General features: G+C 50.0%; 16 protein-coding genes. 13 read left to right on the top strand and 3 right to left on the bottom strand.

Annotated elements, in window-relative coordinates; translation table 11 throughout:
- The first annotated feature begins 46 nt into the window (after positions 1 to 46).
- Entirely contained in the window at positions 47 to 931 is an 885-nt protein-coding gene (locus tag HRM2_RS16525) for a thioredoxin domain-containing protein (RefSeq protein ID WP_232364056.1), read from the top strand.
- A 166-nt stretch (positions 932 to 1097) separates the two neighbouring features.
- Entirely contained in the window at positions 1098 to 1754 is a 657-nt protein-coding gene (locus HRM2_RS16520) for a nitrite/sulfite reductase domain-containing protein (protein ID WP_015905184.1), read from the top strand.
- A gap of 57 nt (positions 1755 to 1811) precedes the next feature.
- Here HRM2_RS16520 and HRM2_RS16515 read toward each other — a convergent pair whose 3' ends face one another.
- On the bottom strand, positions 1812 to 2819 hold the full coding sequence (locus HRM2_RS16515) for a universal stress protein (protein ID WP_015905183.1): 1008 nt from the start codon (positions 2817 to 2819) through the stop codon (positions 1812 to 1814).
- Between the two features lie 681 nt (positions 2820 to 3500).
- Here HRM2_RS16515 and HRM2_RS16510 point away from each other — a divergent pair.
- The 11 genes from HRM2_RS16510 (at position 3501) to HRM2_RS16465 (ending at position 18988) form a co-directional block, all read left to right on the top strand.
- Positions 3501 to 4232 (top strand): GntR family transcriptional regulator, encoded by a 732-nt coding sequence (locus HRM2_RS16510; RefSeq protein ID WP_015905182.1) that lies wholly within the window; start codon positions 3501 to 3503, stop codon positions 4230 to 4232.
- On the top strand, positions 4225 to 5451 hold the full coding sequence (trpB, locus tag HRM2_RS16505) for a tryptophan synthase subunit beta (protein ID WP_015905181.1): 1227 nt from the start codon (positions 4225 to 4227) through the stop codon (positions 5449 to 5451). The genes HRM2_RS16510 and trpB overlap by 8 nt, the downstream gene beginning before the upstream one ends.
- Positions 5444 to 6205, top strand: coding sequence for a tryptophan synthase subunit alpha (gene trpA, locus HRM2_RS16500; protein WP_015905180.1), 762 nt, complete (start codon positions 5444 to 5446; stop codon positions 6203 to 6205). Before trpB ends, trpA begins: the two co-directional genes overlap by 8 nt.
- A gap of 95 nt (positions 6206 to 6300) precedes the next feature.
- Complete coding sequence (locus HRM2_RS25440) at positions 6301 to 8619, top strand: TIGR00730 family Rossman fold protein (RefSeq protein ID WP_015905179.1); 2319 nt, start codon at positions 6301 to 6303, stop codon at positions 8617 to 8619.
- 46 nt (positions 8620 to 8665) lie between these two features.
- A complete protein-coding gene (locus tag HRM2_RS16490) occupies positions 8666 to 9040 on the top strand; it encodes a response regulator (RefSeq protein ID WP_015905178.1) in 375 nt (124 codons plus the stop codon).
- Positions 9041 to 9047: 7 nt separating this feature from the next.
- On the top strand, positions 9048 to 12041 hold the full coding sequence (locus HRM2_RS25435) for a GAF domain-containing sensor histidine kinase (protein ID WP_232364055.1): 2994 nt from the start codon (positions 9048 to 9050) through the stop codon (positions 12039 to 12041).
- Positions 12038 to 13144: a response regulator gene (locus tag HRM2_RS16480; RefSeq protein WP_015905176.1), complete on the top strand. Its 1107-nt coding sequence runs from the start codon at positions 12038 to 12040 to the stop codon at positions 13142 to 13144. Before HRM2_RS25435 ends, HRM2_RS16480 begins: the two co-directional genes overlap by 4 nt.
- A gap of 196 nt (positions 13145 to 13340) precedes the next feature.
- A complete protein-coding gene (locus HRM2_RS16475; protein WP_408605320.1) occupies positions 13341 to 15083 on the top strand; it encodes an ABC transporter ATP-binding protein in 1743 nt (580 codons plus the stop codon).
- Positions 15080 to 16861 carry an ABC transporter ATP-binding protein gene (locus tag HRM2_RS16470; RefSeq protein WP_015905174.1) on the top strand — a complete coding sequence of 594 codons (1782 nt, stop codon included), beginning with the start codon at positions 15080 to 15082 and terminating at the stop codon, positions 16859 to 16861. Before HRM2_RS16475 ends, HRM2_RS16470 begins: the two co-directional genes overlap by 4 nt.
- A gap of 320 nt (positions 16862 to 17181) precedes the next feature.
- Positions 17182 to 17769 (top strand): hypothetical protein, encoded by a 588-nt coding sequence (locus HRM2_RS27145; protein WP_015905173.1) that lies wholly within the window; start codon positions 17182 to 17184, stop codon positions 17767 to 17769.
- Positions 17654 to 18988 (top strand): mechanosensitive ion channel family protein, encoded by a 1335-nt coding sequence (locus HRM2_RS16465; RefSeq protein ID WP_015905172.1) that lies wholly within the window; start codon positions 17654 to 17656, stop codon positions 18986 to 18988. The genes HRM2_RS27145 and HRM2_RS16465 overlap by 116 nt, the downstream gene beginning before the upstream one ends.
- Before the next feature lie 118 nt (positions 18989 to 19106).
- On the opposite strand, the gene HRM2_RS16460 is transcribed toward HRM2_RS16465, so the two are convergent.
- Together HRM2_RS16460 and HRM2_RS16455 are read right to left on the bottom strand one after the other, a co-directional pair.
- Positions 19107 to 20177: an FUSC family protein gene (locus tag HRM2_RS16460; RefSeq protein ID WP_015905171.1), complete on the bottom strand. Its 1071-nt coding sequence runs from the start codon at positions 20175 to 20177 to the stop codon at positions 19107 to 19109.
- Complete coding sequence (locus HRM2_RS16455; protein ID WP_015905170.1) at positions 20174 to 21871, bottom strand: YgiQ family radical SAM protein; 1698 nt, start codon at positions 21869 to 21871, stop codon at positions 20174 to 20176. The genes HRM2_RS16460 and HRM2_RS16455 overlap by 4 nt, the downstream gene beginning before the upstream one ends.
- Position 21872: the final 1 nt, after the last annotated feature.

Raw genomic sequence — 21872 nt, 5'->3', positions numbered from 1 at the left:
TTAAACCTAAAAGTTGCATTCCTGGTTTTTGTTTTTGAACTAATATATGGAGGTTATTGATTTGAGATATCCAAGCAAGACAAGGGGAATGAAAGCCCTGTTTACGGGTCTTGTCTTTTTTTTTGCAATGGCAGCACCCTGTTTTTCTGAATCTGTTTGCAGCCATGTGGACCTTGACTGGATTTCAAGCCATATTTCCCTGCCCAATGACGCAAGGATACTTCAGATGACGGAGCGAGGGGAGTTGTGTGAGGTTGTTCTTGCCATTAACGGGGGGCTTGCGCCGATCTATGCGGGCAAAGATTTTATACTGGCCGGTCGGCTTTTCAAAAATGGCATATCCCTTACCCGGGAAACCCTGAATGCCATGTCCGATGTGGCTGAAAAAGAACGGGAAAAACTTGCTGTAAAAAAGGCTCTGGAAAAGGAGAACCGAGCAACCTTTTTTAAAAAAAATATCAAGGCCCTGGATGAACTTGTGGCGCTGTCCTATAACCCGGGGCAGGCCCGGGATTTTTTCTATGTGGTCACTGATCCCAATTGTTCCCATTGCAAGGATCTTCTGCCCAAGCTTGAATTGGCGGCCCAGGAGTCGGGCATGGGAATCAAGGTGATCATTTATCCCCTTCTCGGGGATTCAAGCCTGGATCTGGCTGTGCAGGCCATCTGTAATAATTATTCCTATGAAGCGTATCTCAACATTAAAAGGGTTGAACCGATTCCTTCCTGCGAACGGGCTGAGAATCTGGTGATGAAGACAATGGATTTTTTTCGGTCAGCCAATCTTTTCTTTGTTCCCCTGGTGGTGGCAGGAGACGGTTCATGGGTGGCAGAGTCCAGTCACAACACCGTGGTCAGAGCCTTCCTGGGGCTTGAACCACTTGGGGAAGAAACCGGTCCCCATGCCACCTGCAACCCCGACCTGGAATAATAATTGAGAATAGCATTCCCCTGATTTGATGTTTGCCTGTGTGTTTAAAAGTTCTGGTTCTTGCCTTGACAGAAAACCTTTTTTTCCTATATGGATATAGTCTGGTGTTATTAATCATCAATTAAAACCGTGGGGCCGCAGAGCCCTGGACGGGAAAGGATAATAAATGCTGAAAGTAGGAGAAAAGGGGGCCATCCCCCAGAGAGACAAGGAAACTTACGCCATTGCACCCCACATTCCCTGTGGCGTGGTGACGCCGGATTTGCTCAGAAAGATCGCTGATGTTGCCGAAAAATACAAGGTCCATGCGCTGAAAATTACCGGTGCTGCCAGGATTGCAATCGTGGGGCTGAAAGAAGAGGATATTGACCAAGCCTGGGAGGATCTGGGCATGTCCCATGGTGCTGCCGTCGGGATGTGCGTGAGAAGCATCCGGGCCTGCCCGGGAAATACCTTTTGCAAGCTTGGCCTGCAGGACGCCCTCAGGGTCGCAACCATCCTTGACGAGCGCTATCACGGGGTCAACCTTAAGGGAAAGTTCAAGATGGCCGTTTCAGGCTGTCGTTTAAGCTGTGCTGAATCATGGGTCAGGGATGTAGGACTCATTGGGGACAAAAAAGGCTGGAAGCTTGTCATTGGCGGAAATGTGGGGCCGGTTCCCAGAATCGCAAAGGAGCTTGCCGTTGATCTTACCGACGACGGGGTGCTTGAAGCCGTGGACAAGGTGGTTGTCTATTACAATGAGAATGCAAAGACGGGCGAGCGCCTTGGCAAGATGGTTGAGCGCGTGGGACTGGAGCCGTTCAAGGCGGTCATTGCCTGATTGAATTTTTTTGGGCAGCAGGTTCCCGGTATAGGAAAGAATCCGGGAACCGGTCTGCTATTTTTCCGAGGTCTGTTTTTTGGGGTTGAGCGGTCGAACGGCCAGCACCGGGCAGGGCGACTGGCGGATGATCCGATCAGTGGTTGACCCCACCATGAGTTTTTCCCATAGGGTGTGCCCCCGGATGCCCAGTACGATCATGTCGATCTTTTTTTCCTGGGCATAGGAGATGAGTTCCTTGTAGGGCTCTCCATCCAGAAGGATTGTCTTGGGCGTGCACCAGTTTCGACTCTCTTCCGGAACCATGAAGTATAGCTGCCTTTCAAGATTCCCCCTCAGTTTGTCGAATTTTTCCCGTTTTTCGTCCAAGGATCTTTTCTGCATTTCAAAATAATCACTGGATCGCCATTTGACATAGTCTGCCGGTGCCACATCAATATAATCAGACGCTTTTAAATGAAGGTGCTCTGTGGGTTTGACCACATGGGCCAGGTAGAGTTCTGCCTGGAATTCCTGGGCAAGACTCAGTCCATAATCAAAGGCAAGTTTGGAATCCTGGGAAAAATCGCAGCCCACCAGAATTCTTTTGAGCTCAATTCCATGGGGAGCCGGGGAAGCTATATCAAATTTTCGTGTGTTGAGCACAAGCAGGGGGCAGTGAATCGTTTTAATCAGTTTTTCTGTGACCGACCCGAGCATGAACCGCTTTATCCCTGAGTTTCCGTGGGTGGCGGTGATGACCATGTCCACCTTGTGTTCCAGGGCAAGATCCCGGATCTTGTCTGCCGGGTTTCCCTTGGTGACAAGGATTTCATGGGGTGTTTCTGTCTCTTTTACGAAGGCTTTAAGCCGGTTAAAAGCCTTTTCCATGTGTTTTGCTTGAAGGGCTTCAACATCAATGGCAATTTCACTGCTCTTGAGGAGAGGCTCTACCTCAACGGCCACATGGATCAGAAAGAGTTTTGCATGAAATTCTTTGGAAAGTGCAATGCTGTAGGAGAGAATGGTGTCTGTGAAGTCAGAAAAATCAACAGCACACATGATCCTTTGGGGATGTATTCTCATGGTATCCTCCTTACCAGATCCTGCCTGGTGTGTTTAGGTGATGACCTTGAAAAAACTGAAAATTTCGCTTCTGGATTAGAAACGATACTCAATTGTAAAATCGGGACGCAGTTGTGTCAAGTAAATATGATGGCCAGACTTTGACCATTACAGCAAGTGGTCTGTTTGGACAGCAGACCCGGGGGGAGGGAGGGAAGGTGTGACATCCAGACCCGTCCGTTGGATTTCTACTGTTAACCTTGAAGCCAATTTTGCCTGAGTCTGTCTTTTGGGGTTGGATTCCCTGTCCGTCTCATTTGATGATCTTGTCTGGATCTACAGCGTTTTTTTTGTCTTTGTCTGCCACCTGGCAGGCATTTTTCATTCATGTGGAGATTCCCATTTTGGGCAAAATATACGCCTGGAGCAGCACATAAACGCCGATAAACAAAATAATCCAAAGTCCCTCTTTCATATGAGTCCTCCATTCTTTTAATGTTTATGGTCAAAGACATGGGTGGGTTAGAACTGTCTTTCCATTTATTTCTTAATCACTCAACTCTTTCGGGATACGAGTAGATAATAAGCATATATTTCTTTGGGGTCAAATACCTGTGGCCGTTTAAAGGGTGAAATTGTCTTGACAACTTGACATTTATTTGATTTAAGCGGTGTTAATTCTTCTTTTTATGGAGCGTTTTTATGCTGAACCATCAATCCCCAGTCCCCCTTTATCACCAATTGGCCGAAATACTGACTGCTGCCATTGAATCGGGTGAATTTGCCCCTGGAACCAAGATTATACCTGAAATCACCCTTGCTGCAACCCATGGCATCGGAAGGCCCACGGTGCGCCAGGCCATTGATGTTTTGGTGAAAAAAGGGCTTGTACAACGAAAAAGGGGCTCCGGTACCTTTGTTGTTGAGCCCCAGCGACAGGTGAATCTTTTTTCCCTGGCAGGAACTTCTTCGGCGTTCCAGCAACTGGGTATTGCAGCTGAAAAGCGGATCATCAATCCAATATCTCTTGCAGAGGTAATTGATGGCCCTGAAAATCCCTTTCAGGGTAAAGAGGCCTATCAATTCTCAAGGCTTACCCTGGCAGAGCAGGCCCCGGTTTTGATCGAGGATTTTTTTTTGCACAAGACTCTTTTTTCCGGCATTGAAACCATGGTGATCACAGGCACCTCCCTTGCCCGACTGGTGGCGGATCGTTTCTATCTTAAACCTGTAAACGGACGTCAGACTTTTAAAATTGTAACCCTGGATCTTTCCCAGGCAAAACTTCTGGGCCTGGGTGGCAAGGACCCTGTCCTTGAAGTAAGGCGATCCATTCATTTTCCCGGTGTTGAAAACGGTGTCTATTCAAAGATTTTATGCCGTACCGATAAATTTTCATTTTCCCAGACCCTAGGAGGGCATTCCAATGATTAACAGGGGATATTACGGAACCTTTGGCGGAGCTTTTGTACCTGAGATTCTGGTTGCAACCTTTGATGAACTGGAACGAGAGTTCAGAAAAATAAAGGCTGATCCAGCCTTCTGGAACGAGTACCGTGACCTCATGGGTTCCTACTCGTGCCGGCCCACCCCGCTGACCTATGCTGAAAATCTCACAAAGCATTTTAAAGGTGCAAAAATTTACATCAAGCGTGAGGACCTCAACCATACCGGTGCCCACAAGGCCAACAATGTCATGGGCCAGGGGCTTCTGGTCAAACGCATGGGCAAGACCCGGGTGATTGCGGAGACCGGGGCGGGCCAGCACGGGGTGGCAACGGCCACCATGGCCGCGAAGTTCGGGTTTGACTGCACGGTGTACATGGGGGAGGTGGATGTCAAACGCCAGCGACCCAATGTCTTTTGGATGGAACAGATGGGGGCCACGGTTGTGCCCGTGACCCAGGGCTCACGGATTTTAAAGGATGCCATCAACGAGGCGTTCCGGGACTGGGTGACGAATATGGATACCACCCATTACGTGCTCGGAACGGCCTGCGGACCCCATCCCTTTCCCGAAATGGTCAGCTGGTTCCAGTCCATCATTGGAAAAGAGGCAAGACGGCAAATTCTGGAACGGGAAGAACGGCTTCCCACCCGGGTCTATGCCTGTGTGGGGGGGGGGTCAAATGCCATGGGGCTCTTTGCCGGATTCACTGATGGGGATGTTGAATGTGTCGGGGTGGAGGCGGCAGGACGCGGGATCGCCTCTGGACAGCATGCTTCAAGGCTGTGCAGCAATGATGCAAGCGTCGGCGTTGCCCAGGGGTACAAGACCTATTTTCTCCAGAACAGTGACGGCCAGATGAACGAAACCCACTCCATTGCGGCCGGCCTTGACTATGTGGGGGTTTCTCCGATTCTTGCCAGCATGCACGAAAAAGGAGAGGCAAGGTTTGAGGCTGTGACCGACACAGAGGTGATCGAAGCGTTAAAGCTCACCATGAAAAGTGAAGGTATCATCCCGGCCCTGGAGTCGGCCCACGCCTTTGCCCAGGCATTCAAGGAGGCGCCGGCCATGTCAACGAACGATATCATTATCATCAACCAGTCGGGTAGGGGAGACAAGGATATTTTTACCATTGCCGACGCTATTGGTGATCCATCCTGGAGAAAATTTATCATGGAAAAGGCAGGTGAATACAATGCTTGAAGCCTATATTCGAGAACGGCGCAGACAAAAGGAGATCCTGTTGATGACCCACATTGTCATGGGGTATCCTGATTTTGAAACATCCATGGCTATTGTCGAGCAGATGGTCGAGGCAGGCGTCGACCTTATGGAACTCCAGATTCCCTTTTCAGAACCCATGGCCGACGGGCCTGTTATTCTTGGTGCCAATCAGGCAGCCCTTTCAGGGGGTGCGCGGGTTGAGCGCTGTTTTGAGTTTGCAAGGCAGGCTGCAGCAAAATTTGACATTCCGTTTTTGTTCATGACCTATTACAATATTTTATTTAAGTACGGGGTTACGCCTTTTGTGAATAAAATGGCAGACATAAACATCAAGGGAGCCATTGTCCCGGATCTTCCCCCGGAAGAGGGGCAGGCGTATCTCAAGGCAATGGAGGAACAGAACCTTTCACCTATCCATATCTTTTCGCCCAGGACATCAAATGAGCGAATGGATTTTTTGGCATCCCAGACCCGCGGGTTTGTATACTGCGTGGCAAGAAAGGGTGTGACCGGTAAAGAGACCCGGTTTACCGAAGAGATTGCGGGCTACCTTGACCGGTGCAGACAAGCCACAACCCTTCCTTTGGCCGTTGGATTCGGGGTAAAGGATGAAGCGGATATAGCCTTTCTCAAGGGTAAGGCTGACATTGCTGTTGTGGGTTCAGAAATGATCCGGGTGGTGGAAAATCAGGGCGTTGAAGGGGTTGGCAGGTTTATCCAAAGCCTGGCTTAAAGGCAAGGCGTTTCTCTTTTCAACACTGGAAATTATGAGCAGCATCTGGTATCGTATTTGCTTTATTTAATTCCTGTATGGAGTATAGTGCATTTATGAAATCCATTTGTGTTTTTCTCGGGTCCAATGACGGTGCAGATCCGCTCTATGGGCATGCGGCCCGGGACATGGGCCGTGAGCTTGCCCGTCGGGGAATCACCTGCGTCTACGGCGGCTCCAATACCGGGTTGATGAGAGAACTGGCCGAGGGGGTACTGTCGGCTGGAGGCCGGGTGGTGGGAGTCACAGTACAGACCCTCAAGGAAAAGGAAAAATTTCATTCTGGTTTGACAAGGCTCCATGTGGTGAACACCATGCAGGAGCGCAAGCGCCTCTTGATAAGGCTTTCAGACGCCTTTATCGCCTTGCCCGGGGGAATCGGTACCCTGGAGGAGCTGTTTGAAGTACTCTCCCTCAACGCTCTGGAATTGAACATAAAACCATGTGCCCTTCTAAACATCAATCACTATTGGGACAGGCTTACCGGCTTTCTGAACCATGCCATGGATCAGGGATTCATGAAAGCCACTGTGAAGAATCTGCTGATCCAGGCAGATACGCCGGCTGGTGTGCTGGATCTTCTCTGTGTCACTTCCAAAGACAGCCCCTGTCCACCGGTGTCCCAAAAAGTGTCACAACCTGCAGGAACCTGTTCCTGCCGCCTTTGCAACCTTGAAGATACAACGGAAGCGTCGACTGCCCATTCAACACCCCCTTTTTTTATGAACGGTCGCCCGGAAGAGGAGATCAGAAAACTCCTCCGGGCCGTGGAAGAAAGTCCCTCCTCTGTGGTAATTACAGACGCCTTCGGCGCCATTGAATATGTCAATACCAAGTTCTGTGAAGTCACTGGATATACCGTATCCGAGGTTTTAGGGCAGAACCCCCGGGTTCTCAATTCCGATATACAGTCTAAAGCTTTTTACCGGGAGATGTGGGAGACCCTGTCCCAGGGACAGGAGTGGCGGGGAGAATTCTGCAATAAGAAGAAAGATGGTACCCTGTACTGGGAACATGCTTCCATTTCACCCCTGTGTGACGCCAGGGGTAATATTACCCATTATGTGGCGGTCAAGGAAGATGTCACTGAAACCAAGCGGATACTGCAGGAACTGGAAAAAGCCCGGGAAGCTGCGGAGGTGTCCAATATTGCCAAAAGCGACTTTCTGACCAGCATGTCCCATGAGCTGCGCACTCCCCTGAACGCCATCATTGGTTTTTCAGAGGTGCTGCAGGACCGCTTTTTCGGTCCTCTGACCGACAAACAGAGTGAATACCTCGACGACATTCTTGGCGCTGGCCAGCATCTTTTGTCCCTGATTAACGATATTCTGGACCTGTCCAAGGTGGAGGCCGGCAAGATGATGCTGGAGATCAAATCGGTCAAGGTGTCGGATGCCATTGAAACCGGTCTGGTCATGCTCAAGGAAAAAATAGCCTGTCACGGCATCACGGTGAAAACCGATTTTAAGGAGACGTGTCACAAACTTACCCTGGCCGCAGATGAGCGAAAGCTCAAACAGATTATCTTTAACATTCTTTCCAATGCCGTTAAATTCACCCCGGACGGTGGCACTATCACCATCGAAATGATGGTACTGGATCCAGATCCCATCCCAGGCACAGACATCCTTCCGGATTGGATGCAGAAGGCCACCGGGCAGGTGGGAAAACAACCGCATCTGATCATCAGCATTGCAGATACCGGTATCGGCATTTCTTCCGAAGACCTGCCCCATATTTTTGAAGAGTTTTATCAGACCCTGGCGGGCATCCGGGCCAGCACTCCCGGTACTGGCCTGGGGCTGCCCCTGAGCAAAAGAATGGCGGAACTTCATGGCGGCACCATCATGGCCCACAGTGAAGGACCAGACAAGGGCAGTCGCTTTACCCTTCTGATGCCACTTATGACCGTTTCAGGTAAAACCCCTGTCGCCTTGTCTTTGTGTGGTGCCCAAGAGCAATGGGAACGGCTCTCTCCAGATAATGGATTGCTGATACACCTCCAGCGGACCCATTCCCTGTCCAGTCGCCATAACCGAAGTTATAGTATTTGCCGGGCCTGGCCCAGGCAGGATATCCATCATCCTGACTTTCATGACCTGCGCAGGGCGCTGCAAAAGACCATCCGCAGTCACGATTTCGCGGAATTTAATCTCAAGGACAGTATTGTCTTTGTCCTCCAGGAAACTGATACCTCTGGTGGCACTCGGTTTTGTGAGCGCATTACCCGGATCATGAATACCTTTTCCACCCAACAGTCCCTTCCCCTGCGGGTTGCCGGTTTTGCCGACAAGGACACCGCCACTCTGGACGATTTGCTGGAACAGGTGCTGCTTTTACAGGAATCACCCGAAGTTATACCGGAGCCGTGATGATGTCCGGCGGTCACCACTCCCCACATCAAGGATTATTAGATACATGAACGATAAATTAATCTTGATCATTGAAGATAATGAAAAAAGCACCAAACTGGTAAAGGATCTGCTTCAGTACAAAGGATACCGCACAGTGGAAGCGGTCAACGGCCTTGACGGCATTGAATCTGCCTTAAAATACAGGCCCCAGCTGATTCTCATGGATATTCAGATGCCGGTGATGGATGGCCTGGAAGCCACCCGGAAGCTTAAAGAAATGCCGGAAACCCGTTCCATTCCGGTGGTAGCCCTCACATCATGGGCCATGAAGGGAGATGAAAAAGCCATCCTGGAAGCCGGGTGTGACGATTATATGAGCAAACCCATTAACACACGGAGCTTCATTGAACTGGTGGATCGTTTCTTTAATGCCTCTTAAAATGACCATGCCCCATATGGAACAGACCATCCGGTTCAAGGAGATACGGGGATTCTTCCTGATCTATTTCAGTCTCTGCCTTCTTCTTGCCCTTGTGCTCTTTCTTCCCCAGTACCTGGCCCAGCGCCGGTCATTTTTTCTTCAGATGGAAACCATCCAGAGGGAAGAGGTGGGCATCCACAAGGCCGTCATGGCAGATATGTTCAGTTCCATTACTTCGGATCTCATGGTGCTGGCCCACCAGCAGAGCCTGGACCGGTTCATTGAAAAGGGTGATTCCGTGGATTTGCAGCCCTTTGGCAGCCTGGCCCTGTCCATGGCCCGGCATAAGATGGCATATGATCAGATTCGATTCATCGACCACCGGGGAATGGAACGAATACGCATCCAGAGCACAGGGGATGCAGCCTTCCAGGTTCCTTTGGAGAACCTGCAGAACAAGGCCCACCGCTATTATGTGGAAGAGACCCGGAAGCTGCCCCTGGATTGTGTTTACATATCTCCCCTGGACCTGAACGTGGAAAATCATATTGTTGAACGCCCCTTTAATCCCATGCTCCGCATTGCTACCCCCCTTTACAATACCGCCGGTCAATACCGGGGACTGGTCATCCTCAATTACAAGGGGAAATATTTTCTTGAACGTATGCGGCACACCACCCCAAGGAGGGTCATTCCCATCAATCCCCACTTGATTAACCGGAAAGGATACTGGCTTCTCAGTGATCAGCCGGAAATGGAATGGGGCTTCATGGTCAAAGAACGATCAAATTTTACCTTTCAAAATCGTTTCCCCCAGGCATGGGAGAAAGCCATCGCCCATGGGGAAAGCGGGCAGGTGATGACCCAGAAGGGCCTTTTTTCCTTTACCACCTTTTATCCGGTGCGGGAATGCAGTACTTTCTTGAAACAAGGCAGTCCTGATTTCAAGGCAACATTTATGGAAGGCCCGGACCCATTGACATGGAAGATTATTTACCATACCCCCCGGGCGAATATTCAGGCAGGTTTGCGCTCCCAGAATTTTCGTCTTGTGTTCATGTTGATTCTGTTCATTGGGGTCGGCACCCTGGTGTCCTGGGTCGCTGCCCGGCATGTGGTGATACGCAGAAAAGACAGAAGACTCCACAAACGTTTTTTCATCCTCAAGGACGGCCTTCTCCAGTCCACCCGTCTTCACTCCGGCAGTCTGGATCTGGAAAAAATGCTCACCCAGGTCCTGGAATCGACCAAGGATCTCATCAAGGCCAGATATGCCGCCATTGGCCTGACCGGGGATGGTGAAGAAATCATCGAGTTTTTTTCCGTGGGGTTTTCCCTTGATACCCGCCAGGCCATCCCCCGATGTCCTCCACGTTTCGGACTGATCCGGGCATTGCTCCAGGAAAAGAAAAGCATCCTGGTCAAAGACATGACCCGGGATCCTCGTTTTCAAGGCTTTCCCCATACCCACCCCCCCATGAACTCTTTTCTTGGCACTCCCATTTTTTATAAAAATAGGCTGTTAGGCGCCATTTATCTCAGCAACAGCGAGTATCCCAAAGGGTTTACCTCCCAGGATCTTCAACTCATGGAGGTGTTTGCCGCCCATATTGCCGTGGAAATCAACACCATGCAGCTGTATCGGCAAATTAAGCAGGCCAATGAGGTGCTGGAAGAACGGGTGATAACACGGACCCAGAGCCTTTCCCAGGCCAATGACCAGCTGAAACAGGAAATCTTGCACCGGGAAAAGGTGGACAAGGCTCTGTATAAATCCGAAGCCCGGTTCCGCAGCACCTTTCAACAGGCGGCCGTTGGCATCGCCCATGTGTCCCCTGAAGGAAAGTTCATCCGAATCAATGAACGGCTTTGCCAAATCTGGGGCTATGGGCTCAGGGAGTTGATTCAGAAGAACTTCCAGGAGATCACCCATTCAGAAGACCTGAATGCAGATCTGGACCTGGTTCAGCAGGTGATTGACGGTAAAATTTCCCGGTACTCCATGGAAAAACGCTACATCAGCAAAAACGGTTATCCTGTTTGGTGCAATCTCACCGTATCCCTGTTGCGTAACTCCGACGGCACCCCCCGCTATTTCATCTCTGTGGTGGAGGATATTTCCCAGCGTAAAAAAGCTGAAGAACGGCTGCTTAGCGCAAAAATTGAAGCAGAAAAAGCCAACATTGCCAAAAGTAATTTTCTTGCCAGCATGGGCCATGAGTTGCGTACTCCCCTGAACGCAGTCATCGGATTTTCCGAGGTCTTGTTGGATCAGTTTTTCGGTCCCTTGAACCCGCAACAGGCAGAATACGTGAATGACATCCTTCATTCAGGACGGCATCTGTTGACCCTGATCAACGACATTCTGGATCTTTCCAAGGTGGAGGCAGGCTGGATGCGGTTTTTACCCGTCCCCACCCCCCTTGATTCGGTGATGGGCGAATCCCTGAAAACCATCGGGCCGATGATCAAAGAAAAACAGATTCGGCTGATCCGGGATCTGCCAAAAGAATTCAGTAAAATTCATCTTCATTCCGATCCCGTCAAACTCAAGCAGATCTTTAACCATCTGCTTTCCAACGCCGCAAAATTTACCCCCAAGGGTGGCACCATCACCATCACCGGTAAAATTGTATCGGATGTCTGTCTCCCATCCAACATGGCCTTAAAGGATACCCCACTGCCGGATTCCTTGCGGACCTGCACCCAGCCGGGTGTACCTGGAGTTGAAATCTGCATCCGGGATACGGGCACCGGCCTGACTTCCGGGCATTCGGATAAAATTTTTGAAAGCTTTTTCCAGGTGGAAGGAGGCATTTCTGATAAATCTCCTGGCACCGGCCTGGGCCTTTCCCTTGCCAGGCGGTTTGTGGAGATGCACAAAGGACGGATATGGGTGCATAGTGACGGTTTGGGAAAGGGAAGCTGTTTTTACTTTACTATTCCCCTGGCCCTGGATGAGGAGAGCCTGCATCCCGAAGAACAACTTTCAAAGACACAAAAGGAAAGTAAACAATGATGGATATCCCAGGTTCTCCCACCATACTGGTGGTTGATGATGAGCCCCGCAACCTGCGTCTCATGGAAGCCCTGCTCATTCCCATGGGTTACCGGGTCCAGCTTGTGGAAAACGGTGAAGCGGCTCTGGAACTGCTGGAGAAAATCTCACCGGACGTGATTTTACTGGATGTGATGATGCCCGGCATGGACGGTTATGAGGTGGCCCGGCAGGTGAAATCCCGGGAAAAAACCAGATCTGTTCCCATTGTCATGGTCACGGCACTGAGGGAGGTGACGGACCGGGTGAAAGCCCTGGAAGCCGGAGCTGATGACTTTTTGACCAAGCCCGTGGATAAAACCGAACTGACGGCCCGGGTCCGTTCCCTGGTAAAAGTCAAAGCTTACCACGATCACATGACGAACTACCAGAAGGAGCTGGAAGCCGCGGTGGAACGTCGGACCCGGGATCTTAAAATGGCCATGTCTCGATTGGAAGTGGCTGCTCTGGATACGGTGTATCGCCTCTCCATGGCCGCTGAATACAAGGACGAGGACACCGGGGCCCACATCAAACGCATGAGCAACTATTCAGCGGCCGTGGCCCGTCGCCTGGGGGTTGGAGAGAACACCTGCACCCGTATCCTCCATGCCGCCCCCATGCACGATGTGGGCAAAATCGGCATTCCAGACCGGATTCTGCTCAAACCGGGGAAGCTCACCCCGGAGGAGTGGGTGATCATGAAACAGCACACCACCATGGGTGGCCGCATCCTGGAAGGGGCGAACAGTCCCCATCTGCGTCTGGCTGAAATTATTGCCCTGACCCACCATGAAAAATGGGACGGCAGCGGTTATCCCCGTGGACTTTCCGGCAGGAAAATCCCCCTGGTGGGGCAGATCGTGGCTATTTCCGATGTGTTCGATGCCTTGACCTCCCGTCGACCCTATAAGGATCCATTCTCGTATGAAAAATCCTTTGCCATCATCCGTGAGGGACGGGGGACTCACTTTGCTCCCCATGTGGTGGACGCTTTTTTTGCCGTGGAAAAGCAAATTCGGGAAATTAAGGAAAAGTACCAGGATGAAGACCCCAGCGCCTTTGTGGCCTTGGCCGGACTATGATTTGGGATGTGACCCAGGCATTCATGTGGAAGAATATCTTCAGACTCAAAACAGTCCCGTGATTTTTTAAGTCTGTTTCCAGGCCGGCTTTCCCAATCCGCCGTGCCGGTTTTGGTTTGACAATTTTTACAAAAACTGATCTTGAATAGATGAAAGTTACGTTAATCTGAAATTTTATTTTAAGGGAAGGGAGGTGGTGTTGGGACCGTTTGAGTTGATCAGACCCTATTTTATTGAACGAAGGGCTTACCTTGCAGCGGGGTTGTTTTCACTGCTTGTTGTGGATCTACTCCAGCTCTTTATCCCAAGAATTGTCAAGCGTGCCATTGACGGTATTGCTTCCTCCTCCCTGGATGCCGGGGCTCTTTTGCGCTATGGGGGGTACATCCTTCTGGCTGCCATTTTTATAGGTGTTTTCAGGTTCAGCTGGCGCTACTGCATCATGGGGACGGCCCGGCGGGTGGAAGAGGGGATCAGGGAACGATTGTTTAACCACGTTATCACCATGCCGGCGCCCTTTTTTGACAGGGTAAGTGCCGGTGATATCATGGCCCATGCAACCAACGATATTACCAATATAAGGATGGCCCTTGGCATGGGCCTTGTGGGGATGACCGACACCGTTGTCCTGGGCCTGACCGCGGTTGTCTTCATGGGATACATCAACCTTGAGTTGACTGTTCTGGCCCTTTTCCCCATGCCCTTTATCGCCATTTTTACAAAGATTTTAAGCAAACGCCTTTTTTTGGCCTACATGGCTGTTCAAGAGTCCTTTTCCCGGCTCATGGAGGCCTCCAGGGAGCGGTTTGCCGGAATACGTGTCATCAAGGCATTTAACCGGGAGGATGCAGAGACCCTCAGTCTTACCCAGGAATCCCAAGCCCATGTGGACGCAAACATGCACCTTGTTCGCCTCAGGGGACTGATTTTTCCCATGGTCACCCTGTTGACGAGCATCAGCCTTGCCGTTGTTGTGGGACTGGGCGGTCGAAAGGTTATTCAAGGAACGATTTCTCCGGGTGATTTTGTGGCCTTTATTGCCTATCTGGGCCTTCTGACCTGGCCGGTCATGGCTTTGGGATGGGTGACGAATATGATCCAGAGGGGCAAGGTTTCCATTGACAGGATTAATACTATTCTGAATACCTCCGTCGCCATGGGAAACATGGACAATGCACTGACCCCTCAAAAAATTACAGGAAACATCCAGATCCAGAACCTGGTATTTCACCACGGATCCGGCAAAGATCGAACCCGGATCCTGGACAATGTCAGCGTGACCGCAGGCCCCGGTGGCATCCTTGGCATTGCAGGGCCGCCCGGAGCAGGGAAAACAACCCTGGTGGGTCTTATTCCAAGAATCTATGACCCGGATTCAGGACGCATTTTGATTGATGGCATGGATGTCAGAAATATCGATATCCATTGTCTGAGGCGTTTTATTTCGTTCATGCCCCAGGAACCGTTTCTTTTCTCCGGTACCATTCTTGAGAACCTTAAACTTGCAGATGCACTGGCCGGGCAGGATCAGATCAATGGGGTCATTGAAATGGCGGGTTTGACCAAAACCATTGAATCGTTTCCAAAGGGGATCAACACCATGATCGGTGAGAAAGGGGTGATGCTTTCCGGGGGCCAGAAGCAGCGGATCGCCCTTGCCCGGGCGCTTCTCAAACGGGCCCCCATCCTGATCCTGGATGATCCTGTGAGCCAGGTAGACATCAGGACTGCCGCAGGCATCATCGACACCATTGAGGCGTTGTCCACCTCCATTACCGTGATCATTGTCTCCCACAGGTTTCAGGCCTTTCGCAGGGCAGACAACATCATCGTCCTTGATAAGGGCAGGATTGTTGAGTCCGGTAACCATGAACAGCTTGTGGCCCAGGGCGGATACTATGCCAGGGCCCAGGTCATGCAGTCAGGGGGTGAATCATGAAGGCAAGGGTTGATAAGAGACCCGGCAAAGGCCGGGACCTGCGCCTGATAAGGCAGTTCATTCCCTATATTGCAAAAAATGGCCGAATGATCCTTTTTTCCATTGGTCTGATGCTCGTTCTCTCCCTGCTGGACCTGGCCGTTCCCTATATTACTAAAATGGCAGTGGATCTCTATATCGTTCCGGAACAAGGGTCTTCGGCCGTTGTGGGCATTCGCTTAAAGGGCGTGGTTATGGCCGGGGTGGTGCTTGTGCTGATCGCCCTTGCACGGTTTGCGGGTAGTTTTTTTCAGATTCTGGTGATGGAGCTTTCCGGCCAGAGAACCATGCACGATCTTCGTATTGAGGTGTACCGGCACATCCAGAAACTTCCCATGTCATTTTTTACGGAAAACACCGTCGGCCGCCTGTCAACCCGGGTGACCAATGATATTCAAAACATGCAGGAGATGTTCACCACCATCATTACCTTTGTGATGAGTGATATGTTTACCCTGGTGGGGGTGCTTGTTATCCTCGTGTATATGGATTTCAGGCTCGCCGTCGCCGTCATGGTTATTCTGCCCGTTGTGGTCTGGACCACCATGGTTTTTTCCGGCAGATCAAGGGAGGTGTTCAGGCTCATGCGGGCAAAGATCTCCGGGATCAACGCCATGTTTTCTGAATCCTGCGGCGGTATCCGGGTGATCCAGCTCTTCACGGGCGAAGAGCGTTCCCAGAAGATGTTTAAGAATCTCAACCACGAGAACTACATGGCCGGCATGGCGCAGATAAAGCTCTATGGCCTGTTCATGCCCGTTGTGGATCTGTTTGGTTCACTGACCCTTGCAATTGTCATTTTTTACGGTGGTGGGCGCGTGGTGTCCGATGGGATGAGTCTTGGTACCCTTGTGGCCTTTATCTCCTATACCCGGATGTTTTTTCGTCCGGTCAGGGACATTGCTGAAAAGCATAACATTCTTCAGAATGCCCTGGCTTCTGGGGAGCGCATCGTTCACATTCTGGACCGGGCTGAGGAAGAGCAGACCGGAAGTCTGGAGCTCGATGGCATTCATACGGTAGAGTTTAAAGATGTTTCGTTTGCCTATGAGCCGGATCAGCCCGTGCTTGAAAGCGTGAGTTTTTCAGTTAAAAGCGGTGAGTCCCTCGCAATCCTGGGGCCAACGGGTTCGGGTAAGACTTCTCTGACCCATCTGCTTGTCAAGCTCTATCCCAGAACCCAAGGGGAAATCCTTATCAACGACCGAAAGATAGACACTTATCTGACATCATCCCTCAGGGGAAAAATTGCCCTGATCAGCCAGGATCCCTATCTCTTTTCTGGAACCATCAGGGAGAACATCATTCCCATTGGGCGATCCGTGGAACCAGGAGAATTTGAGGAAATCCTGGAACTCTCCCATTTGGACTCTGTTGTGGCGAACCTTCCCAACGGAGCTGACACCCGGGTTGGCCAGGGCGGAACCCTGCTATCCAGCGGGGAGCGCCAGCTTGTCTCCATTGCCAGGGCCTTTGCCCTGTGGCCAGATTTGATCATTTTTGACGAAGCTGCCTCCCATGTGGATACGGATTCTGAAGAAAAAATCAGGCTGGCAACGGCCCGACTCAAGGAGAACCGTATTTCCATCACCATTGCCCATCGCTTAAGGTCAGCCGTTACAGCTGACAAGATCATTGTACTCAGGCAGGGACGGATCACCGAGATGGGCGACCATGAATCATTGATGAAAAACAGGGGGTTTTACCATCGCCTCCACAGCATGGAGCAGATGGGGTGAATTCAGGGCTCAATCTTGTGAGACCCCAAAAGATTAATTCTTTAGTTCTAAAAACGCTGTCTTGACCGGTCAAGCTAATTGACACACCCCCTCGGCGACGTTTTTGCCTTCAATCAGTCTTTCCTGTTAAGCCTATGACCTTAACAAAGAAACATACGCAGGGGGCTTTATTCCATTAGTTCACGGCCATGTCGTACGTGCGCAACACGTTTGATAGAGTTGCGAAAACAGCCCGTAAAACCTGTGAACTTACCGTTTGGTAAAGGTCCATTTGATAATTTGTACCATATGTTAACGTAGCATCAATCGGAGAAATAAAAATGGACATTCTGCGAGGTATTGATGGTTTTACACGGTCTTTAACCCTTATTGGTGTTGAAATTATTTTACTTGTTCTGTGGTTTATTCTTGCAGCCACAATCGTCCGTTTCATTTTTATCCGCATGGGTTCGATCTCCGTACTAAAAAAATATCTTGGTTTATCCGAAAGCGTAAAGAACAGAATTAAGGCAATGGTAATTTTTTTATGCATTTTCACCTGCCTGACTGTCTTGGGCTATAATGGATTTCTTCTGTACAAACAAATTGATGTCTACCAGCACACACTCTCGCTCTACCAGCATATTCTATCTCTTTTGGCAAAAATCCCCGTCGGGTTCTGGTCTCAACTGCTTATACGTATTGGTAAAGCCATTGGTCTTGCCATCCTAGCTCATTATGCCATCAAACAGCTGTTGAAATTACTGTCCAAAGCCGAAGATATGGCTAAATCCTATGAGCATTTGAAGTCAAATGATGCCAGTATTGCCGGTTTTTTTTACAAAGCTTCGCCAGTTATTAAAAAACAGCATCTGGTTTTTGGTTATTCTTTATGCGGCTCATTCCTTGTTTTTACCCCCGACGGTTAACAATGCACTTTTTGTTACCTTTAAAATTTATCTGATAATTGCAATCGGGTTTCTGGTGGTTAGGGCGGCCACCGCCACAGTCGACAGCCTTGAGGCCTTGAGTAAGAAATATTGGTATCGTGAAAGCTATCTGGACTGGTACAACCGCTTTAGTGAACTGATGCCCCTTTTACGAAGATGCCTGGAATATATCATCTATGCCTGGGCGGCTTCACTGGTTATGCTGCAGGTGAATTTTATTGCGCAATTCGCCTCTTTTGGTCCTTCTTTTGTTCAAATAATCGGGATTTTTTTTATTGCCCGTATGGTGGTTGAGGTCGTCAATCTTCTGGTTGACAAATACATGCTGCCAACTGATGAAATTGCAGGAAGCCCTAACAAACAGCAACAGACCTTAGTGCCGATTATTAAAACACTTTTGCAGTATGGCATCTATTTTATTGCATTTGTGCTCATGCTGCGAGCTGTTGACATTAATCCTCTGCCCCTTCTGGCTGGCGCCGGAGTCCTGGGTATAGTTGTCGGGCTGGGTGCTCAATCTCTTATCAACGATCTCGTCTCCGGTTTCTTCATCCTTTTTGAGGGTCTTTTCCTGGTAGACGACTATATTGAAACTGCATCGGCTCGCGGAATCGTTGAAGCTATTCACATTCGAACTACCATGGTCAGAGATCCCAACGGACAGCTCCATATACTCAGAAACGGCCAGATCAATTCGGTGGTGAATTATTCGAAGGATTATACCTATGCTGTTGTTGAGGTTGGTGTAGCCTATGATTCGGATCTGGACCATGTTTTCCGGGTTTTGAGTGATACGGGCCTTCAACTTAAAGAAAAGAATCTGAATGTTCTTGAACCGTTAGAAGTCAAAGGTATTAAAGAATTTGGTGAATCGGAGTTGTTGATCAGAACCCTCACCAAGGTCCGCCCAAGCTGCCATTTACGGGTGGCATTTGAGTTGCGCGAAATGATCAAAAAAACCTTTGACCAGGAAGGCATAGAAATTCCTTTCCCGAGAAGAGTGATACTTTCCCAAAATGGCATAAATAATCAATCGGAAACGACATCACCACGGATACACGATCCAAAGGCAGGGACGTTACTGCGAAGTCAATGTCTTCTCCCCCGTTGCATGGTTGAAGGATTCAAATATATCATCTTTTGGATCGTAGTTTCAATTGATCCAGCTAATTTTGCCAACCCCCGAAAGTTGAGTTGATAATGGCAAAAAGATAGATCAAATCAATCAAGCTCAGGAATATATATACCATCGCCACCACAGTATGGAGCAGATGGAGTGATTTTAATGCTTACAAAAAAGTTGTAATGGGGATACCCTAATTTAAGGCGCTGGGCTGATTTTCCTTGATCGCTTCAAGGGATTGCATGAGATCCTGGGCAAGGTAGTGCATGGCGTGGTAGAAACTGTACACTTGGACAGGCTTGTGAAGGTCAAACCGAGTGGTTACTCCTTTTGACCGCAACGCATGAAGTTTTTTTTCTGTACGTTCAAGGGCATCGGCCAGGCCCTGAATCCCTAAGTCTGGACTGTTTTCAACCATTGCCGTTAATGCGACTTGACTTGCCTGGGCAAGCCCCCTGAGCTCGTCTTTCATGAGGATGTCAAAACCGGATTCCGTAGTTGCGTTAAGGTTTCGAACCATGGTTTTCAGGTGCTCAATAACCGTATCCATGGATGCGACAATGGTTTTCAGGTTTTTGCCGAATTTTTTATGATAAATCAGGGCTTCGTGGTGCCTGATATTCTCAAACAGCTCGTGGTTTTTCCACACCTTGCTGCCCAAAGGGGCCAGCAGTTCCTTGTCAACGGGTTCTTGGCCGTTGAGAAAGGCGGCAACCAGGATATCGTATTTTTCACAGCACTCCAGGGTTTGTTGTCTGAGGTTTTCCCTGAGGACATCCACCAGTCGAACAGGAAAGACAAGCACGGAGACCAAAAAGGCGCAGAATAGGCCAATGGTGATTTCAATAATTCTGAACAAGGCGAAGCTCACCTGGTTGGGGGCTGAAATCCCGGTCATGATGATGATGACGGCAGTGATGGCTGCCATTCTGTAGCGTGTATTGTAGTGGGTCATGAAACTCAGGATGCCCACGGGTACCATGACGGCCGGGAAATGGTACAGCGGAGTGTCCGGGAAAATCAGAATGGAGGCAATGCCCAGAACAGCACCGATGATGGTTCCAGAGAATCGGTACAGGCACATCTGGATGGAATCCGCCACATAAACCTGCATGACAATGACCGTGGTGATCACGGCCCAGTATCCAAAGTCAAGGTGGTAAAACGTCGTTATGCCCAGGCAGAGGCCCGCAGCAAGGGCTGTCTTGATCCCGTGGATCCAGTGGATCATGGGAATGGCACACCGGGTTTTCGCAAAGCTCATTTTCTTTTTCTATTACCTGTGAGAATGTTTTTCTGACCTTCTTTTGCCAGGGGATTACGTTCAACAAACAGCGGCTTTCCAGAAAAGGGGTCTGTCCCTGTGTAATACATCAGGGTTGAAAAAGTGGAGGGGGTGGGGGTGAAAATCTGGGTCTGTTCCGGTCTTATTTTAAGGATTGTCGAGCAGAATTGCTTGAGTTTTTTCATGTCTTCCATGGTGGATCCGGGGTGGGCAGCAATGAGGTAGTAGGTCAGAAACTGCTGTTTTCCGTTTTCCTTTGACAGCCTGTCAAATTGTGCTTTGAACTCTATCAATGCCGCTGAATCCGGTTTTCCCATGAGCTCAAGGATTTTTGTTTCCGTGTGCTCCGGGGCAATTTTCATCTGGCCAGACACATGGTGGGCCACAACGGTTTTTAAAAAGGTCATGCCATGGCTTTTGTCGGCAAATATCAGGTCCTGGCGGATGCCTGAAGCGATGAAGACCTTTTTTACGCCTGGGACGGTGCGAATTTGCCTTAGCAGTTCGATCTGGCTGCTGTGATCGGGTTTAAGGCTCTGGCACACCTTGGGAAAAAGGCAGCGTTTGTCCGGGCAGGCACCCTTGTCGTATTTTTTTTTGCACTCAAATCCGTACATGTTGGCCGTGGGTCCCCCGATGTCAGTGATGATGCCTCTGAACCTGGGGTGGCGGGTCAAGGCCCTGGCCTCGTTGATGATGGATTCCCTGCTTCGCCACCTCACCGTTCTTCCCTCATGCACGGCAATGGCGCAGAAGTTGCATTCTCCATAGCATCCCCTGTGGGTGGGTATGGAGAACCGGATGGTGTCAAGGGCCTTCACCTTTCCAGCCTGAGTGTAAAAGGGGTGGGCCTCCCGCTCAAACTCAAGGTTGTAAATCTCGTCCATCTCCGGGGTGGAAGGAAAGGGCTGGGGGGGATTCTGAATCAGGAACCGATCCCCGTGCTGCTGGCCCAGGCCCTTTGCCGTGACCGGATCATTGTTGGCATAAAACAGGCGAAAGCCATTGGAGAACTCTTGTTTGTCTGCTGCGCTTTTTTCAAACGAGGGAAGTTCGATATAACCATTGGTAATGGTTTTTGAAATGTAGCATAGTCCCCTGATCTTTGTGACATCCCGGCCCTGGTCCAGTGCCCGGGCAAGTTCGACCACTGTGGCTTCGGCCATACCGTAGGCAAGGATGTCGGCCTTGGCATCAAAGAGGATGGATCGGCGAATTTTGTTGGACCAGAAGTCAAAGTGGGCAATTCGTCTCAGGCTTGCCTCTATGCCGCCGATGACAATGGGGCAGGTGCCCTTGAAATAGCGGCGGATGAGGTTGGTGTAAGCGATTACGGCCCTGTCCGGTCGACGGTTGTTCATTCCGCCTGGGGTATAGTCGTCGCTTTTTCGCCATTTTTTTGTGGCCGTATAATTGGCCACCATGGAGTCCACTGACCCCGAGGTGACGCCCCAGAAGAGTCTTGGTTCCCCAAGCCGTTTGATGTCTGCATCATTGGTGATGTCCGGCTGGGCAATGACCCCGACCCTGAATCCCTTTTCAACCAGAAGTTTTCCCAACAGGGCAACACCTGTATAGGGTGAGTCGATGTAGGTGTCGCCGGAGACAAAAATAACATCCAGACATTCCCACCCAAGGGTTTGCATTTCTTTGTGTGTGGTTGGCAGAAACATG

Source organism: Desulforapulum autotrophicum HRM2, assembly GCF_000020365.1.
GTDB classification, from domain to species: Bacteria; Desulfobacterota; Desulfobacteria; order Desulfobacterales; family Desulfobacteraceae; genus Desulforapulum; species Desulforapulum autotrophicum.
Note: the sequence above shows the minus strand (reverse complement) of the source record. Positions and strands in the feature narration are given on the sequence as shown.

What these genes read in the sequence shown, in the direction of transcription:
- HRM2_RS27145 (WP_015905173.1), top strand. Translation starts at nt 17,182, where the DNA reads ATGGACATTCTGCGAGGTATTGATGGTTTTACACGGTCTTTAACCCTT.
- HRM2_RS16510 (WP_015905182.1), top strand. Translation starts at nt 3,501, where the DNA reads ATGCTGAACCATCAATCCCCAGTCCCCCTTTATCACCAATTGGCCGAA.
- HRM2_RS16520 (WP_015905184.1), top strand. Translation starts at nt 1,098, where the DNA reads ATGCTGAAAGTAGGAGAAAAGGGGGCCATCCCCCAGAGAGACAAGGAA.
- HRM2_RS25440 (WP_015905179.1), top strand. Translation starts at nt 6,301, where the DNA reads ATGAAATCCATTTGTGTTTTTCTCGGGTCCAATGACGGTGCAGATCCG.
- HRM2_RS16460 (WP_015905171.1), bottom strand. Translation starts at nt 20,177, where the DNA reads ATGAGCTTTGCGAAAACCCGGTGTGCCATTCCCATGATCCACTGGATC.
- HRM2_RS16470 (WP_015905174.1), top strand. Translation starts at nt 15,080, where the DNA reads ATGAAGGCAAGGGTTGATAAGAGACCCGGCAAAGGCCGGGACCTGCGC.
- HRM2_RS16455 (WP_015905170.1), bottom strand. Translation starts at nt 21,871, where the DNA reads ATGTTTCTGCCAACCACACACAAAGAAATGCAAACCCTTGGGTGGGAA.
- trpB (WP_015905181.1), top strand. Translation starts at nt 4,225, where the DNA reads ATGATTAACAGGGGATATTACGGAACCTTTGGCGGAGCTTTTGTACCT.
- HRM2_RS16490 (WP_015905178.1), top strand. Translation starts at nt 8,666, where the DNA reads ATGAACGATAAATTAATCTTGATCATTGAAGATAATGAAAAAAGCACC.
- HRM2_RS16515 (WP_015905183.1), bottom strand. Translation starts at nt 2,819, where the DNA reads ATGAGAATACATCCCCAAAGGATCATGTGTGCTGTTGATTTTTCTGAC.
- HRM2_RS16480 (WP_015905176.1), top strand. Translation starts at nt 12,038, where the DNA reads ATGATGGATATCCCAGGTTCTCCCACCATACTGGTGGTTGATGATGAG.
- HRM2_RS16465 (WP_015905172.1), top strand. Translation starts at nt 17,654, where the DNA reads ATGATGCCAGTATTGCCGGTTTTTTTTACAAAGCTTCGCCAGTTATTA.
- HRM2_RS25435 (WP_232364055.1), top strand. Translation starts at nt 9,048, where the DNA reads ATGCCCCATATGGAACAGACCATCCGGTTCAAGGAGATACGGGGATTC.
- trpA (WP_015905180.1), top strand. Translation starts at nt 5,444, where the DNA reads ATGCTTGAAGCCTATATTCGAGAACGGCGCAGACAAAAGGAGATCCTG.
- HRM2_RS16525 (WP_232364056.1), top strand. Translation starts at nt 47, where the DNA reads ATGGAGGTTATTGATTTGAGATATCCAAGCAAGACAAGGGGAATGAAA.